Below are 15380 nucleotides of genomic sequence, written 5' to 3' on the forward strand. Positions count from 1 at the left end.
GGATTATTCTATGGCAAATACTGCACCCGTATGGGTTTACGATAAAGATATTGCAACGGGTGAACTATTACAGGAACCACGTCGATTAGACGGAGAATCTGGCAATGATTACCACGTATCACCTGTCGCGATTAAACAATATGAATATGTTGATAGCTCTGGTCAATTGACAGGGGTTTTTGGTAATTTACCACAAACAGCAGTCTTATATTATCGTCCTAATGACTGGCGAGCTGTACACCGTATTGATATGTTTGTAGAAACGTTAACCAAACTGCCAGTTTATCCCACGCCTAGTGATCTTAGTCCAATTAGCACCACAATTTCTCCGAAAGAATATTGGAGCACTCACCTTCGCGTCATTACTAGTAATGGTCAATTTTGGTATCAGATAGGTGATCATCACTGGTTAAGATACGACGCAAGTCAAATGGCGCTATCAGATAACGCACCAGATCAAACAAATGTCAATTATTTCAATAATCCTGAAAAGGTTGAAAATGATCAACCTAATGCGATTGTTAACTTTCTGCCAGGACAATCAACGGAAGTTTTTGAAGCCCCATACGGATTACCTGTTGGCAGTGTTCTAGATGGCGACTTCGTGGCTATTTCAGATGAGTTGCATGATGCTAACGGTGTCGTATGGTTAAAATTAGCTACTAAGGGTTGGATAAACGGTGTGTATATTGACCGTTTATAAAAAAAGAAGCAAAGTATTTCTACTTTGCTTCTTTTTTAATCTAATAGCGTTGTTGTAAAAGTTTTTTCACCAGATTTACGAATCAAAATTGCCTGCATTTCATTTGCTGTTTGCACTATAATTTTTATTGGTACATTGCTGGGTAAATACTTCAGGGCCGATTGTGAAATATAGGTTGTGAAACTTTCGATTTCAGTTTGACTATAAAATTGCGTTGTAACATTCACAGTCATGCTTGACAATGTGCCGTTCTTGAAGTCAGCTACAGCTGTCGCGCCTGCTATATTTGGGAAGAAATTGGCAACATCATTTTTAAAATTAGCAAAACCCGTATTAGCATCTGATCCCAACTTTGAGGTATCAGTTGCTTCTTTCGGTAACACAATGGATTGGTCGTCAATATCTGACCATTTTTCAATTGTTGTTCCTTTATCACTTGTTGTCTGTGCGTAGAAACTACCTGGTGCAAGTGAATCTGCTTGTGAATTAGCATACATTGCAATCACGATAGGCGTATCATCACTTACACCTTTTTGTTCACGTACTTGCTTAAGAATTTGTGCGGCAACTTTTTTACCGTAAGCAACACGATCCGCCTCAGATATATTCTGCGTATAGGTTGCACCATACTGTTCTTTTTGATATTCATCTTGCGTGTTCATGGCAACACCAATAATCATACCCGACAGTTTCAAATTATCGCCGTCTTTGACCATAAAGTCTTGCTCAGTCAATGTCTGTACATAAATCGGGTTTCGTGAACTATCGGTTTTACCGTTATCTTCTGGGTTAAGACCAATGGTGTCACTACTACTTTTACGTCCCAATAAATCTGTCACTAGGGATGAACCCAAATATTGTCCTTCTTGAAAAATATAACGACTAGGTTTAAAGTGATTTTTTGCCAAATCTAGTAAAGAAGATTCAAAGTTTTTAACATCAAGACTGTTTGGTTCAGAAGAAGCAGTAATGCCTCGTGCAGCACTGACCAAATATCGACCATTCTTAATGACCGTTTGGTACTCCCCCGGTGTACTCTGTGTAATTTGTACGCCACTAGACTTTTTAGTCGTTGTTGGTGTAACCCGATTGGCATTAAAAAAATATAATGCGCCAACCGCCACTGCCAAAACTACCACGGCAATTATCATATAAATTCGGAAACTAATGCGTTTCATGACTTGTTATCCTCTTTTAACTGTGCATCAACAAATGCTTGTTCTGTCCAAACCAAGACGCCCAGTTCGTTTGCTTTTTCTAACTTGCTACCAGCAGCGCCGCCAGCGATGAGCAGATCTGTTTTTGCTGAAACAGACCCAGCAACACTAGCACCATGATCTTGCAACCACTTAGTCGCAACCGGACGACTACTCTGTTCTAGTTTACCAGTTAACACGACCTTTTTGCCATAAAAAAACGAATTTTCATCAACTTCTACGCCAGATGAATAAATTTGATTAACACCTGCATCTGTTAATTCTTGCTGAAGCTGGTGTGCAGCAGGCATACTAAAGTATTGTACTAACGAATGAGCAATTGCTTCACCAATTCCAGGAATAGCCGAAATTTCATCAACATTGGCATTTGCTATTTCGGTGAGTGTTTTGAATTTTTCGGCAATTAACCGTGCCGCTTTTGCCCCAACCATACGAATGCCTAGTCCAAACAACAAACGTTCTAACGAATTATTCTTTGATTGAGCAATCGCATTGATTAAATTAGTTGCAGATTTTTCCTTAAATTTGTCTAGCGTTAAAAGTTGTGACAACTCTAATCGATAAATTGAAGCAACGTCTTTAATATAATCTGCTTTCAATAATTGACCAATAACGCGTGGCCCCATGCCATCAATATTCATCGCATTGCGCGAAGCAAAATGCGTTAACCCTTCTTGAATTTGAGCTGAACAAAATGGATTAATGCAACGCAAGGCAACTTCACCTTCAATATGGACTAATTCCGATTGACAGGCTGGACAAAAAGTGGGAATTTCATAGATGGTACTATCAATTGGTCGCTTATCTAATATCACTTGCCCGATTTCTGGAATGATATCACCAGCTTTGTGAAGTGTCACAGTATCACCAATTCGCACCCCTTTTTCATTCAAATAATCAGGATTATGCAAACTGGCGCGTTGCACTGTTGTGCCGGCTAACTGAACCGGATCCATCACAGCAGTCGGTGTCACAGCACCAGTTCGACCAACTGTCCATTCAATGTCTCTGACCACCGTAAGAGCTTCTTCTGGCGGAAACTTATAGGCAATTGCCCAACGAGGGATTTTAACCGTATTGCCTAAATCAATTTGCAAATCTAGTTGGTCAACTTTGACAACTACACCATCAATCCCGTATGCTAATTCATCACGCTTAGCAGTATACTCTGAAATATAGTCAGCAATATCTACCATTTTTGGTATCACACGGTTTTGTCGATTGGTTGGTAACCCAAGTGATGCAAATCGCTCTAAAGCGCCACTTTGTGTCGTCGCACCCAAAACTTCCGGTTCAGCTGTGTAATAAACAAACGCAGACAATTCACGTGATTTCGTGATATTTACGTCTAATTGGCGCAATGAGCCAGCAGCCGCGTTACGAGGGTTTGCAAAGGGCTCTAATCCATCCGCTTCGCGTTGCAAATTCAACTTAGCAAAACTTTTTTTCGGCATATAAATTTCACCACGTACCTCAATGGTGAGTGGCTCTGTCAGCGTTTGTGGCACTGATTTAATTGTTTTCACATTACGCGTGACATCTTCACCAACAACACCATTACCACGTGTTGAGGCCTGTACGAGTTTGCCTTGTTCATAGGTGAGTGCCACTGCTAAGCCATCAATTTTGAGTTCTAAATTGTACGCCGATTGAAATCCCAATGATTTAGTCGTACGCTCATCCCACTCCTCGAGTTCTGCCAAACTGAACACATCCCCGAGTGACAACATTGGCGCAGGATGCGTGACTTTGGCCAGTTCCGATTTAGTGTCGGCACCACCAACATTTTGTGTTGGGGAATCTGGTGTTACAAATTGAGGAAATGCACTTTCTAATGCAACAAGTCGTGCATATAGTGTGTCGTAAATATGATCCTCAACCAAGGGCTCATCGTTTTCATAATAGGCAACGCCGTAATTTATTAACTCGGTCTGTAAGTGCGCAATTTCCTGCTGCGCTGTCTCTGTGGTCATTTTTTCGATTGGTGTAAATTCTGGTAACATTTCCTACCTCACTGATGATTGATTCGTTGCATAATTGCTGCCATGGCTTGTTTCAACGTGATTGTTTGATTGAAAATTATTTCGTCCGGCCATCCAAGATAATCGTTTTTTCGATACCATTTGGCAACATCTGACTCTGTAAATGATACAAATCGTTTTGTTCGGTGACGACTGATTGTTTCTGTCAGCGGCAAATCATAATAAACTGGTATAACAATATCAAATTTTGTTAGGACAGATTGTAATAATTCCCTGTATACATCCTGACGTAAAATACCTTCCAAAATCACAACGTCAACATGCAATCGTCCAAATTCAATTAATTCCGCCATCAAATTAATGGCTAAATTGCCTGCATGATCGTCGACTTGCAGCATCTGTCGGCGAACAACATCCTGTGAAATTAGAAAACTACTATCACACTGATCATGCAAAGCTTGTGCTAACGTGGTTTTACCACTTCCAGAATTCCCTCTAATAATAATAATTTTTGTCATTCGGCACGTGTAATTGGTGCAAAAGCTGCCAAAAGTTGTTTAACCCCTTCAGAAGGAAAAGCTACTTTCAATTCTTGATCTTGGGCGTCTCCGGAAACGGCGACCACTGTCCCAATGCCCCATTTCTTGTGTGACACTTTATCGCCAGCTCGCCATGGTGTTTGATCAGCTCCAGTTGTGCCTGATGTCGTTTTTGTTACAGGACTTGCTTTATAGGTTGTTGCCGTGGCGCGTTGCGTACGATTGTCAAACGGTAAATGGCGGTCTAGACTAGCAGAACTATTAAATCCACTATTAACCATGTCGAGTAGTTCAGGTGATATTTCATCAATGAAACGCGACGCTTCGTTAGATTGTGTACGACCATAAAGTAAGCGTGAATAAGCGTTTGTTAAGAACAACTTTTTCATTGCACGTGTAATACCCACATAAGCCAACCTGCGTTCTTCTTCAAGTTGATCGTCATCCATCATTGAACGCGATAGCGGGAAAATACCTTCTTCCATGCCGACAAGAAATACAACAGGGAACTCCAAACCTTTGGCAGCGTGTAGTGTCATTAATGTCACTGCGCCATCACCTTCTTCAAAATCATCCAAATCGCTCATCAGAGCAGTTGAACCGAGAAAATCTGTCATTGGATCAACTGAATCAGGATCATCGGGATTGTATTTAGCATCAAATTCTTTGGTAACTGACAAGAACTCTTCCAAGTTTTCTAAACGTCCTTGACTTTCTGGATCATTTTTTTCTGCTAACATTTTGCGATAGCCAGAGGTTGTCATCGCCATTTCTGCTAATTCAGTAACATTCAAGAACTCAGCTTGTTGACGCAGATTGTGCATCATTTCAGCAAAACTAATCAACTTTGAAGCGGCTTTTGCAGTAATTTCGGGCGCTAGCTCAATATTTTCAATGGCACCCATATAGGATAAATCCATACGATTGGCAAAAGCACGTAGACGATTAATTGAAGTTGCGCCAATGCCTCGTTTGGGTTCGTTCACGATACGTTCAAACGCAGCATTATCTGATGGATTGGTGATTAAATTCATATACGACATAATATCTAAAATTTCTTTACGCTCGTAGAATTTATGCCCACCTACCATCGTATATGGCATATTAGCTTTAACTAAAGCTTCTTCAATACCTCGTGATTGGGCATTAGTACGATACAAAACAGCAAAATCACTGTACGCCATTTTTTCCGTTTGTCGCATTTTTTGAATATTTGACAAAACAAAATTAGCCTCATCACGTTCACTTTGGGCACGATAATAAGTTATTTTGTCACCCTTACCATTTTCGGTCCACAAATTTTTATCAATGCGCTCATTATTGTTATTGATAACAGCATTGGCGGCGTCCAAAATATTTTGTGTTGACCGATAATTTTGCTCTAACATGACGGTATGGGCGTCAGGATAATCTTTCTCAAAATTTAAAATATTATTCATATTAGCGCCACGCCAGCCATAAATCGATTGATCTGCATCACCAACCACGGCCAAATTACGTGACCTCTTGGCTAACATATTAACAATTGTATATTGCGCATCATTTGTATCTTGGTACTCATCGACGTGTAAATACTCAAATTGATTTTGATATTTTGACAATACATCTGGTACTTGATTGAACAAATCGATTGTCAGCATAATCAAATCATCAAAGTCCACACTTTGTGCACGACGCAATTCAGATTGATAGGCTGCATATACTTCTGCTACTGTTTCTTCGTATACATTGCCGGCTTGTTTTGCATAGGCTTTAGGTGTCAGCATATCATTTTTGGCATTGGAAATTGTCCCTAAAATTGTTCTGGGATCATATTGGTTTGTATCAAGATTTAAATCATTAATCACCCTTTTGAGCAAAGTACGCTGCGCACTAGTATCAACGATGGTGAAATTACGTGATAAGCCAATATTTTCACCATCACGTCGCAAAATCCGTACTGCTAAGGCATGAAATGTTGAAACCCAAATTTCTTTTGCTACTTCAGCATCAACAAGTTGGGCAATTCTTTCACGCATTTCTCGTGCTGCTTTATTAGTAAATGTAATTGCCAAAATGCGCCAAGGATAAATATTTAAATCTTGTATGAGATGTGCGATACGATGTGTCAACACACGCGTTTTTCCTGAGCCAGCACCCGCCATAATCAATAATGGTCCCTGCGTCGTTTGTACTGCTTCTGATTGTCGATCATTCATTCCTGAAACAAGTGTTTCTAATGGCATATTGTTGTCCTTTATCTGTAAATTAGCTCTTTCTATTTTACCACCAATAGGCCGATATCTCTATTCACTGCATCAGGATTTTTTATTACCCGTTATGATAAAATATCAATTTGTGTTAAACTATGAGTGACCAAATCCTATTTTATGGACAAAACAAAAGAAAGTGTATCAAAAATGAAACTTAGACCATTAGAGAAAAGAGATTTACCCTATATTTATGAACAGGAAAATTCTCGTCGCGTCATGGCACTTTGGTTTGAAGAACCTTATTCTTCATTTGATGAACTACAGATTTTATATGATCGCCACATTCTGGACCAAACTGAACGTCGCTTTGTTATTGAAGACAACGAATCATTCATTGGTGTCGTCGAATTAATGGATATCGACACACTCCATCGGCATACTGAAATTCAAATTATCATTCATAGTAAATATCAGGGCCATGGTTATGCACAAAGTGCGATGAAAGCCGGCATTGAATATGCTTTTACAGTCCTTAATATGCACAAGGTCTATCTGTATGTTGATGTCAAAAATGCAGCAGCTGTTCATATTTATAAAAAAATTGGTTTTATCGCTGAGGGAACGTTGCGACAGCATTTCTTTGCCGAAGGTCGCTATCACGATAGTCTCATGATGGGCATTTTTAAATCAGAATTTGAAAAACCAACAAAATAAAAAACTAACAATGATAATAATTGTTAGTTTTTTATTTTGTTGGCACATCAAATCTATCGAGGTGCCACGTTTGAATGATTGTAATTAGTTTTTTTGCATAAGAAGGATCAGTCGCATAGCCATCTTGTGTCAAAGCTTGTGCAGCAGTGGCATAGTCCTTTGCCGCCAAAACGTGTTGATATTGGTTTGTATTCCAACTAGTCCCGCGATACAAGAGCATCGCGTGAGCTTTCATACTCTCTTGCCAACTACTGTAAGCAGCAAAACGTCCCTGAATCGTGATCCACTGCCCATTTTCAAATTCTTTAGTTGGCAATACCACACTTTTTTGTCCTGTGTCTGCCTTGATACCGTATAAATTATGATATTGTGTCGCCAATGTGCTTGTATTCCAATTGGATTCTAAGATAGCTTGCGCAATACTGATTGAGGCAATGACATGATATTTTTCTTGCAATTCACGGGCATAAGGCGCAAGTTGATTAATCCAAGCAACTTTTTGCTCATGGTCAGTATTCTCTGATTGTGCTTGTTGCTTCTGATAAATAACCGTTTCTGAAACTATAGAAGCAACAATCACCAAAACAAAAAGACCACCGATTAACCACAATAATCGTTGGTGGCGAAGCTTTTTTTTGGATTTACGACGCTTTTTCTTTGCCATTAATATTGATCCATTAGTAGTAATTGCTTAAATCTTTCTGATTCATCACGAAGAAGTGATGGTTTACCTGACAAAACAAATTTGCCTGCTTCTAAAAAGTATACTTTATCAACATTTTCAATACCTGTCAAATGGTGCGTTACCCAAATAATCGTACGATCTTGCAATACTGAAAAGATTTGTGTCAAGACATCATGTTCAGTTTTTGGGTCAAGAGATACTGTTGGCTCATCCAAAACAACAATCGGTGCAGCTTGCAATAAAATACGCGCCAAGGCAAACCGTTGCTGTTCGCCGCCCGAAAATCGAGCACCAGCCTCACGCATTTGTGTGTGATATCCCTCTGGCAAAGCATCAATTAGCGGTTGTAAACCAGCTTGTTTGATAGCTGCTGCTACTGCCTCATCAGAAGCATGAATATTACCCATGCGCACATTATTTAAGATTGTTGAATCAAATAAATAAGCTTGTTGGTCCAAAACAGCTACCAATTCTGACATTTTTGGCTGTAATTGGCTAACTGACTGACCCCCAATAGTCACTTCACCTTGATATGGCTTAATATCCCCTGCTAGCAGTTTTAATATTGTTGTTTTACCAGCACCCGAACGACCCAATAACGCAATTTTTTCACCTGTTGGTATTGTCAAATCTAAGTGATCAATTATTGTTTTATCATCATAAGCAAACGTTACTTTGTCAAATTTTACTGTGGTATTTGTAGGAATTGGTGCACTTTCAATTTTTTTAACAACTGGTAACTGATTTAAACGTGTAATACTATCTTCATAAAACGAGGCCTCACTAACGCCTTGATTGACACCAACAAAGCTATCAACCAGCGGAAATATGGCTAGTGTGAAGGCTGCGATATAGTTGACCAAATCACGATCATTAGCAAATTGATTACCAGCCCAAATCAAAGTTGTAATCGTTAGCAGCAACACCAACATTTGAATTATGAAATCACGCCACCAACCAAATTTCATGCCTTTATTTTTGACATCAGCCAATTCTGACATCACTTTACCCTGCCGTGAAACCAAATCCGCTTGCCTGCCCGAGAGTACCCAATCCTGTAATCCAAGAATGGCGTCTGTTGCTTCAGTATAAAGTTGATTCTGTAAAGCTTTTTGGCGCCGTACACCATTGTAATTCCATTTTAAACTTAGCAATGGAATCACAATTAAAATAATCGCCAATATAAAAAACCACCACAACATAAATCGCCAATTAACAACACCAAAACCAATGCTGACAAAAATATACAACATGATGCCAGCACCAAGTGGAAATAGTGTTCTGAGATAAAGATTTTGCAACCGATCTAAATCATCGGCTAACAAACTGAGTATATCCCCCGTCTGCATACGACCGCGAATGCTACCAGCTGTGCTTGCAACACTTTCATATAATCGTCGTCTTGTTTTGGACACAATACGCAATACCCAGTTATGTGACACCAAACGCTGTGCGTAACGAAAGACTGGTCTCGCAATACCAAAGGCACGCGTTAATACGATGGGAACATAAATAATTAAAATATTTTCAGGATGTTGTGCCGACCTAGAAATTAAGAACCCGGAAACAAACATCAAAGCGCCAGCTGCAAAAGTCGTCATGAAGCTCAAAAATATGGACCAAAACAAACCCGATTTTTGTTGACGTAAAAATGGCATAATCCAATGATCATTTTGAAGTAACTTTTGAATTTTTTTCATGCCAATTTACCTCGATACAATTCATGTCGCAGATGATTAAGCGCACTGTTTTCATCGGCTAACAGTGCTTTAGGTTCACCAGTTTCCACAATTTCACCATTTGCCATCACTAAAACAAAATCCATTTGATCTAACCAGTGTAGACGATGTGTCGCAAAGAAAACCAAGTGATTTGCTAAAATCGGCGCCATGGTTTGTTTTAATTCAACTTCCGTTTCAATATCCAAATGTGCAGTTGGTTCGTCAAAAAGCAGGACTTTCCGTTTGGAATCGAGTAACATTCGCGCTAACGCTACACGCTGCGCTTGACCACCAGATAGTTGACGACCGCTTTCACCGATTATCGTATCTAAACCATCTGGCAAATCATCAACCAAGGGTGACAAACCAGCTCGTGTAATAGCTGATTCAACTGTCACATCATCCGTATTTGGCGTATAAAATTTAATATTATCGCGCAAAGAAGCATGAAAAATATAGGGTGATTGCGGCATATAAAAAAACTGTTGCTGCCAGCTCTTCTGAGTAAGGTGTGGCAATGATTGACCATTGACAATGACCGATCCCGCATTTGGCTGCAAAAAGCCACCCAAAAGCTTCAATAGCGTAGATTTACCAGAGCCGCTTTCACCGACAATCGCAATTTTTTGATAACCTTTTGCAGTAACGTTAATGTTCGTTAGTGTCGGTAGCGTATCATATGAAAAAGCAACATCCGCTAAATTTAATTCAGAATCCTGTTGCCAAGAAGGCAGTGTCAGTAATTCTTGATCTGGAACACTTGGCATATCAATAACTGTTAACACATCCGTTAAGGCATTTTTACCATTTAGCGTGGCATGATAATCGTCTGCAAAGTTACGTAATGGCAAAAAGTATTCTGGCGCCAACACTAAAATAGATAGTGCTGGTAAGAGTGTCATTTTGCCATTCATAAGATCAAAACCCAAAAATACGGCCACAATTGCAATAGAGAGTGTGGTAAAAAAGTCTAATGCAAATGTTGAAGTAATGGCTATCCGCAGTGTCCGCATTGTCGTTTTACGGTAGTCTTCTGAAATATTGTAAATTTCTGCGCCATAAGATTGCGATAACCCAAGCTGTTTCAAAGTTGGCAAACCACGTAGCGCATCCACAAAGCGATTATTTAAATTTTTGAAATTAGCAAACTCAGCATCTGCTTTGCTCTGCGCAGCTAAACCAAGAATAATAAAAAATAAGATTACCACTGGGAAAATTAGTAATAAAAATAAGCCCTGCTCCCACTTTAAGAAAAAAATGTAGAGCAAAATCAACCAAGGAATAATGCCCAAATCGAAAACTTTAATCAACAACAGTTGAAAATAATTTTTGACATTGTCTAAGCCAACACCGAGTGTTGTAACCGCATTGCCAGTACCTGATTTTGTAATGACACTTGGCCCAATTTCCGCGTACTTTGCCAGTAATTGTACACGATAAGACTCGACCGCCTGATCTGAAAAGTGGGCCATCAATGAATTTTTAAAAACGACCAACAATTGACGAAGTAAAAAAGCAATCGCAAAAACCACTACTTGACTCACCACACTTATAAAATCAGTACCTTCCCATAGCGCAACAATGATTTTGGCCAGGAAAATCCCTTGAAACAATATTGTAAACGCTTGTAATCCAGTCAATACAACCAAAGTTACCAATATTTTTATAATGCCGGGAACGGCAAACAATCTTTTATCTATCATCTTATTATTTATTGCATGCTGCAAAATTAACCTGTTCAGCATACTCTCCTTAAACTAAAAAACGCTCACATTAATTGTAAACGTTTTTTGTTTGATTATTCAACCACTTTGTCAGCAACAATGCGCTTACGGAATACCCAGAAACTCCAAATTTGATAAGCAAGGGTAATTGGTAAAGCAGTTAGAACAACAACGGTCATTACTTTTAACGTATAGGGTGACGAAGATGCATTAATGATTTTTAGACTGTGCAATGGGTCAGTTGCTACCATTACACGAGGAAACATGCCTACAAATAGCAAGACGACAACTTCCACTAATGTCAAACCAGACAATACAAATGGCACACCTTCTTTAGTCTTTCCGATGGCTAAGTACCAGCCAAAAACGGTTGTTCCGACAATTGCTACCAGAATTAACAAAGTCCACAATGTTTTTGTTTGCAAAAAATCAGTGTAGAAAAATAGCAAAACAGCAAACAAGGCTTCACCTGCCAAAAGTAGCGGATACAAAACTTTAAGCTGCGTGAGGGCACGGACGCGCAAATCACCGTCAATTCGCAAACGGGTATAATTAAGACCGTGAACATAACTCATTAGCGCAACTGCAACGCCACCTACTAGCGTGAACGGCGTAACATAGTCAAAGAATCCTGCTGAAATGTTACCTTTGGCATCCATTGGCATACCAGAAACCATCGCCGTGAAAATCATGCCTAAGAAGAATGGCGCAATGAATGAAGAAATCGCAATCAATCTTTCCCAAAGCTGAGTGCCCTGAATTGTTGGCATATGTTCCCGAAATTCAAATGACACACCACGGTAAATCAACGCCATCAAGACGATAAACAAGAGTAAGTAAAAGCCAGAAAACAGCGATGCATACCAATAAGGAAAGGCAGCAAATGTCGCACCACCGGCAGTTAAAAGCCATACTTCGTTAGCATCCCAATTAGGACCAATGGCTTCATATAAAGCTTGTCGATCTTTTTGATTTCGTGCGTTAAAAGCAAACTGCATGCCAACACCAAAATCATAACCCTCTAAGAATAAGAATCCGGACCACAAAACAGCGATTAATATGAACCATAAAATTTGTAGAAAACTCATTATGCTTCTACCTCACTTCCTGATAGATGTTCATAAGGGTCACGTGGTGAAGCTTCCGCTTCTTCCTCTGCATCAGGACCAGCGTGAAGCACGCGTCGAGACAACCAAATCATGACGCCACCTAAAGCAGCAAAAGTTAAGAAGTAAATAATGTTAGAAATCAACAATGACGCAGCAGACACATTTGGTGAGACAGCATCTGCAATTGTCATCAACCCATAAACAACCCAAGGGAAACGACCTAATTCGGTCACCAACCATCCAGCTGTGTTAACGACGAATGGGAAGAATGTCATGACGCCCATTACCCACAAGAACCAACGTTGCGACAAAATCAAATTAGATTTCTTACGATTAAACCACAATGCAACGACGGCTACAAGACCGAGCAAACCAGCACCCATCGCCATCACACGGAACGAATAGAATAACGTATTTTCCGGTACATAATAATTCTTAATACCGCCAGTAGTTTTACCGTATTTCTTTTCAAACTGTTTTTCCAGTTCGGTTGTACCAGTTGTTTTACCACCAGTCAAAGAATGATTGCCCAGAATTGACAATGCATAAGGAATTTCAATTTTGGCAATAACACGATGCGTTGCGGGATTGGTTACTGATATCAATGACCAAGGTTGTGCTTTATCTTTTCTTTTCGATGAGTCCAGTGTTGTATCAACACCTTCCATTGCAGCGTACTTCATGGGCTGCATTGACTGCAACTCAAACGCATGTTGATCACCCGTAATTAGAGCCCCACCGACACCAACTAAACCAACTACTAAAGCAACATTGATTGACTTACGGAAAAAATCAATTTGTTTGTCACCTTTTTTTAATTTGAGCAACTTAAACGCTGCCATACCAGCAACGATAAAACCACCTGTTACAAAAGTACCAACCAAAACGTGCGGAAATTCAATCCAAAGCTGCTTGTTCGTCAGCAGAGCGCCAAAACTTTTTAATTCAGCTCGACCCATGTGGTTGTCAATTGCATAACCAACGGGATTTTGCATGAATGAATTGGCTGCCAAAATCCATAAAGCAGAAATACTTGATGCAAAAGCGACAACCCAAATAAAAATTAAATGAATGGCTGGCTTAAATCGGTCCCATGTAAACGACCACAAGCCAATAAAGGTTGACTCTGCAAAGAAAGCAACCAAAGCCTCAATCGCCAATGGCGCACCAAAAATGTCACCAACGTATCTTGAATATTCAGACCAGTTCATACCAAACTGGAACTCTTGAATAATACCTGTCACGACACCCACGGCAAAACTGAGTAAGAAAATCTTACCCCAAAACTGTGTCATTTTTTTGTACGTCTCATCTTTTTTGATGACATACAACGTTTCCATCAACGCAACGACAACAGCTAATCCTATTGACATTGGGACAAAGAAAAAGTGAAAAATCGTGGTCATCGCGAATTGAAAACGCGCTAAATCTAGTATGCCCACTAATGTAACCATAACTATTCCTCCAACATATTGATACCACACATTGTGACAATCAATACTTTCAAATATTCAACTTGATGTATAATACAAAAAGTTCTCTACAACTAGTTTATCACTTGATAAGCTTGATTTAAAGGCTTTTATATTTTTTTACAATAAAAATGTACCCGTAATTTTTTAATTAAAATTATAGGGTACAGATTTAAGTTAATTTAGTTAAAGTTCGTGTCATCGTCCAAGAAAGTGTTAAGCACTTCTTCAACCATATCCCACTCTTTGTCGTCTTCGATTTGAATAAGTTCTTCTTCAGTGGCATCACCGTTTTCGTCGGGATTAAAAATATACGCTTGAATATCAACTTCTTCATCATCCTCGACACCTTCTGGGACTAACAAAATGTAATCTTTGCTATATTCATCGGAATGAAAAGTGAAGAGAATTTCGTAAAGCGCTTCATCGCCATTTTCATCAATTAAGGTAATCTTTTGTACTTCTTGGTTATTTTCACTCATGAGTATTTCCTTTAACTTTTAATAAGTTCATTATAACGTAAACGCGCTGATCCGTATACCAAGAACAGCGCGTTTTGAGTTATTTAGTTAATTTGCCGTTCGCATCTAGATAATTCTGCAAAATAAATTCAGCAGCAATCTTATCTATCACTTGCTTCCGCTTTTTACGTGATACGTCAGCTTCTTCAATTAACATACGTTCAGCCTGAACAGTTGTAAGCCGTTCATCTTGAAAATCTGTGGGCAAATTAAAGTGTTCTTCAACCATCTTGGCATACTGACGGGCCGCTTCGGCACGTGGTCCCTCACTGTTGTTCATGTTTTTAGGTAAACCCAGAACAACACCTTTGACTTGCTTTTCTTTAATAATCTCAGCAAGTCGTTCTAAGCCAAATTGCTTTTCGTCCTCGTTGATACGAATAATTTCAACCCCTTGGGCAGTCCAACCCATGGGATCACTTACTGCGACACCCACTGTTCGACTACCAACGTCTAATCCTAATAGTCGCATTATTTATCTAAATAGGCGTGTACAAGTTCTTCAATTATTTCGTCACGTTCATGACGTTTGATTAAATTTCGAGCATCATTTAAACGTGGAATATATGCTGGATCACCAGACATCAAGTAGCCAACAATTTGGTTAATTGGATTATAACCCTTTTCTTCCAGTGCATTATACACAATTTCTAATGTTTCATGAATGTCCTTAGGCAACTGATTTCCAAAGTCAAAAACAGCCGTTTCGTCTCCTACTGTCATGGTACACGCTCCTTTCTTTTCAAAATGCAATGTGATTAACACATTGTTACTGACTACTCACTATAATACTAAATTATT

General features: G+C 39.3%; 14 protein-coding genes. 2 read left to right on the forward strand and 12 right to left on the reverse strand.

What is annotated here, in order from left to right; genetic code table 11:
- The first annotated feature begins 10 nt into the window (after positions 1 to 10).
- Complete coding sequence (locus IEU65_RS01515) at positions 11 to 703, forward strand: MucBP domain-containing protein (RefSeq protein WP_010281281.1); 693 nt, start codon at positions 11 to 13, stop codon at positions 701 to 703.
- A gap of 35 nt (positions 704 to 738) precedes the next feature.
- Here IEU65_RS01515 and IEU65_RS01520 read toward each other — a convergent pair whose 3' ends face one another.
- Genes IEU65_RS01520 through pcrA form a run of 4 tightly spaced genes read right to left on the reverse strand, consistent with a single transcriptional unit; the run spans position 739 to position 6666 of the window.
- The gene (locus tag IEU65_RS01520; protein ID WP_010281279.1) at positions 739 to 1881 is read right to left on the reverse strand and encodes a CamS family sex pheromone protein; all 1143 of its coding nucleotides are present in this window, start codon (positions 1879 to 1881) and stop codon (positions 739 to 741) included.
- Positions 1878 to 3923: an NAD-dependent DNA ligase LigA gene (ligA, locus tag IEU65_RS01525; RefSeq protein WP_147651290.1), complete on the reverse strand. Its 2046-nt coding sequence runs from the start codon at positions 3921 to 3923 to the stop codon at positions 1878 to 1880. Before ligA ends, IEU65_RS01520 begins: the two co-directional genes overlap by 4 nt.
- A gap of 8 nt (positions 3924 to 3931) precedes the next feature.
- Positions 3932 to 4420, reverse strand: a complete 489-nt coding sequence (locus tag IEU65_RS01530) for an AAA family ATPase (protein ID WP_010281277.1) — start codon at positions 4418 to 4420, stop codon at positions 3932 to 3934.
- Positions 4417 to 6666 (reverse strand): DNA helicase PcrA, encoded by a 2250-nt coding sequence (pcrA, locus tag IEU65_RS01535; RefSeq protein ID WP_010281275.1) that lies wholly within the window; start codon positions 6664 to 6666, stop codon positions 4417 to 4419. The genes IEU65_RS01530 and pcrA overlap by 4 nt, the downstream gene beginning before the upstream one ends.
- A 174-nt stretch (positions 6667 to 6840) precedes the next feature.
- On the opposite strand from pcrA, the gene IEU65_RS01540 reads away from it, so the two are divergent.
- Entirely contained in the window at positions 6841 to 7347 is a 507-nt protein-coding gene (locus tag IEU65_RS01540; RefSeq protein ID WP_031941070.1) for a GNAT family N-acetyltransferase, read from the forward strand.
- A 31-nt stretch (positions 7348 to 7378) separates the two neighbouring features.
- Here the strand turns inward: IEU65_RS01540 and IEU65_RS01545 are convergent, their stop codons facing one another.
- The 8 genes from IEU65_RS01545 to IEU65_RS01580 form a co-directional block, all read right to left on the reverse strand.
- Positions 7379 to 8011, reverse strand: coding sequence for a glycoside hydrolase family 73 protein (locus IEU65_RS01545; RefSeq protein ID WP_010280152.1), 633 nt, complete (start codon positions 8009 to 8011; stop codon positions 7379 to 7381).
- Positions 8011 to 9732: a thiol reductant ABC exporter subunit CydC gene (gene cydC / locus IEU65_RS01550; RefSeq protein WP_010280150.1), complete on the reverse strand. Its 1722-nt coding sequence runs from the start codon at positions 9730 to 9732 to the stop codon at positions 8011 to 8013. The genes IEU65_RS01545 and cydC overlap by 1 nt, the downstream gene beginning before the upstream one ends.
- Positions 9729 to 11456, reverse strand: coding sequence for a thiol reductant ABC exporter subunit CydD (gene cydD, locus IEU65_RS01555; protein ID WP_031941046.1), 1728 nt, complete (start codon positions 11454 to 11456; stop codon positions 9729 to 9731). Before cydD ends, cydC begins: the two co-directional genes overlap by 4 nt.
- Before the next feature lie 95 nt (positions 11457 to 11551).
- Positions 11552 to 12565, reverse strand: a complete 1014-nt coding sequence (gene cydB, locus IEU65_RS01560; RefSeq protein WP_010280148.1) for a cytochrome d ubiquinol oxidase subunit II — start codon at positions 12563 to 12565, stop codon at positions 11552 to 11554.
- The gene (locus tag IEU65_RS01565; protein WP_010280147.1) at positions 12565 to 14040 is read right to left on the reverse strand and encodes a cytochrome ubiquinol oxidase subunit I; all 1476 of its coding nucleotides are present in this window, start codon (positions 14038 to 14040) and stop codon (positions 12565 to 12567) included. Before IEU65_RS01565 ends, cydB begins: the two co-directional genes overlap by 1 nt.
- A 200-nt stretch (positions 14041 to 14240) precedes the next feature.
- On the reverse strand, positions 14241 to 14540 hold the full coding sequence (locus tag IEU65_RS01570; RefSeq protein WP_004910847.1) for a DUF1292 domain-containing protein: 300 nt from the start codon (positions 14538 to 14540) through the stop codon (positions 14241 to 14243).
- Between the two features lie 79 nt (positions 14541 to 14619).
- Positions 14620 to 15051 carry a Holliday junction resolvase RuvX gene (gene ruvX / locus IEU65_RS01575; protein WP_010280146.1) on the reverse strand — a complete coding sequence of 144 codons (432 nt, stop codon included), beginning with the start codon at positions 15049 to 15051 and terminating at the stop codon, positions 14620 to 14622.
- Complete coding sequence (locus tag IEU65_RS01580; protein WP_004910843.1) at positions 15051 to 15302, reverse strand: IreB family regulatory phosphoprotein; 252 nt, start codon at positions 15300 to 15302, stop codon at positions 15051 to 15053. Before IEU65_RS01580 ends, ruvX begins: the two co-directional genes overlap by 1 nt.
- Positions 15303 to 15380 lie beyond the last annotated feature (78 nt).

This window comes from Leuconostoc pseudomesenteroides KCTC 3652 (assembly GCF_014634745.1).
Taxonomy (GTDB): Bacteria; Bacillota; Bacilli; order Lactobacillales; family Lactobacillaceae; genus Leuconostoc; species Leuconostoc pseudomesenteroides.

What these genes read in the sequence shown, in the direction of transcription:
- IEU65_RS01580 (WP_004910843.1), bottom strand. Translation starts at nt 15,302, where the DNA reads ATGACAGTAGGAGACGAAACGGCTGTTTTTGACTTTGGAAATCAGTTG.
- IEU65_RS01570 (WP_004910847.1), bottom strand. Translation starts at nt 14,540, where the DNA reads ATGAGTGAAAATAACCAAGAAGTACAAAAGATTACCTTAATTGATGAA.
- IEU65_RS01565 (WP_010280147.1), bottom strand. Translation starts at nt 14,040, where the DNA reads ATGGTTACATTAGTGGGCATACTAGATTTAGCGCGTTTTCAATTCGCG.
- pcrA (WP_010281275.1), bottom strand. Translation starts at nt 6,666, where the DNA reads ATGCCATTAGAAACACTTGTTTCAGGAATGAATGATCGACAATCAGAA.
- IEU65_RS01530 (WP_010281277.1), bottom strand. Translation starts at nt 4,420, where the DNA reads ATGACAAAAATTATTATTATTAGAGGGAATTCTGGAAGTGGTAAAACC.
- IEU65_RS01540 (WP_031941070.1), top strand. Translation starts at nt 6,841, where the DNA reads ATGAAACTTAGACCATTAGAGAAAAGAGATTTACCCTATATTTATGAA.
- ligA (WP_147651290.1), bottom strand. Translation starts at nt 3,923, where the DNA reads ATGTTACCAGAATTTACACCAATCGAAAAAATGACCACAGAGACAGCG.
- IEU65_RS01515 (WP_010281281.1), top strand. Translation starts at nt 11, where the DNA reads ATGGCAAATACTGCACCCGTATGGGTTTACGATAAAGATATTGCAACG.
- cydC (WP_010280150.1), bottom strand. Translation starts at nt 9,732, where the DNA reads ATGAAAAAAATTCAAAAGTTACTTCAAAATGATCATTGGATTATGCCA.
- IEU65_RS01520 (WP_010281279.1), bottom strand. Translation starts at nt 1,881, where the DNA reads ATGAAACGCATTAGTTTCCGAATTTATATGATAATTGCCGTGGTAGTT.
- ruvX (WP_010280146.1), bottom strand. Translation starts at nt 15,051, where the DNA reads ATGCGACTATTAGGATTAGACGTTGGTAGTCGAACAGTGGGTGTCGCA.
- IEU65_RS01545 (WP_010280152.1), bottom strand. Translation starts at nt 8,011, where the DNA reads ATGGCAAAGAAAAAGCGTCGTAAATCCAAAAAAAAGCTTCGCCACCAA.
- cydB (WP_010280148.1), bottom strand. Translation starts at nt 12,565, where the DNA reads ATGAGTTTTCTACAAATTTTATGGTTCATATTAATCGCTGTTTTGTGG.
- cydD (WP_031941046.1), bottom strand. Translation starts at nt 11,456, where the DNA reads ATGATAGATAAAAGATTGTTTGCCGTTCCCGGCATTATAAAAATATTG.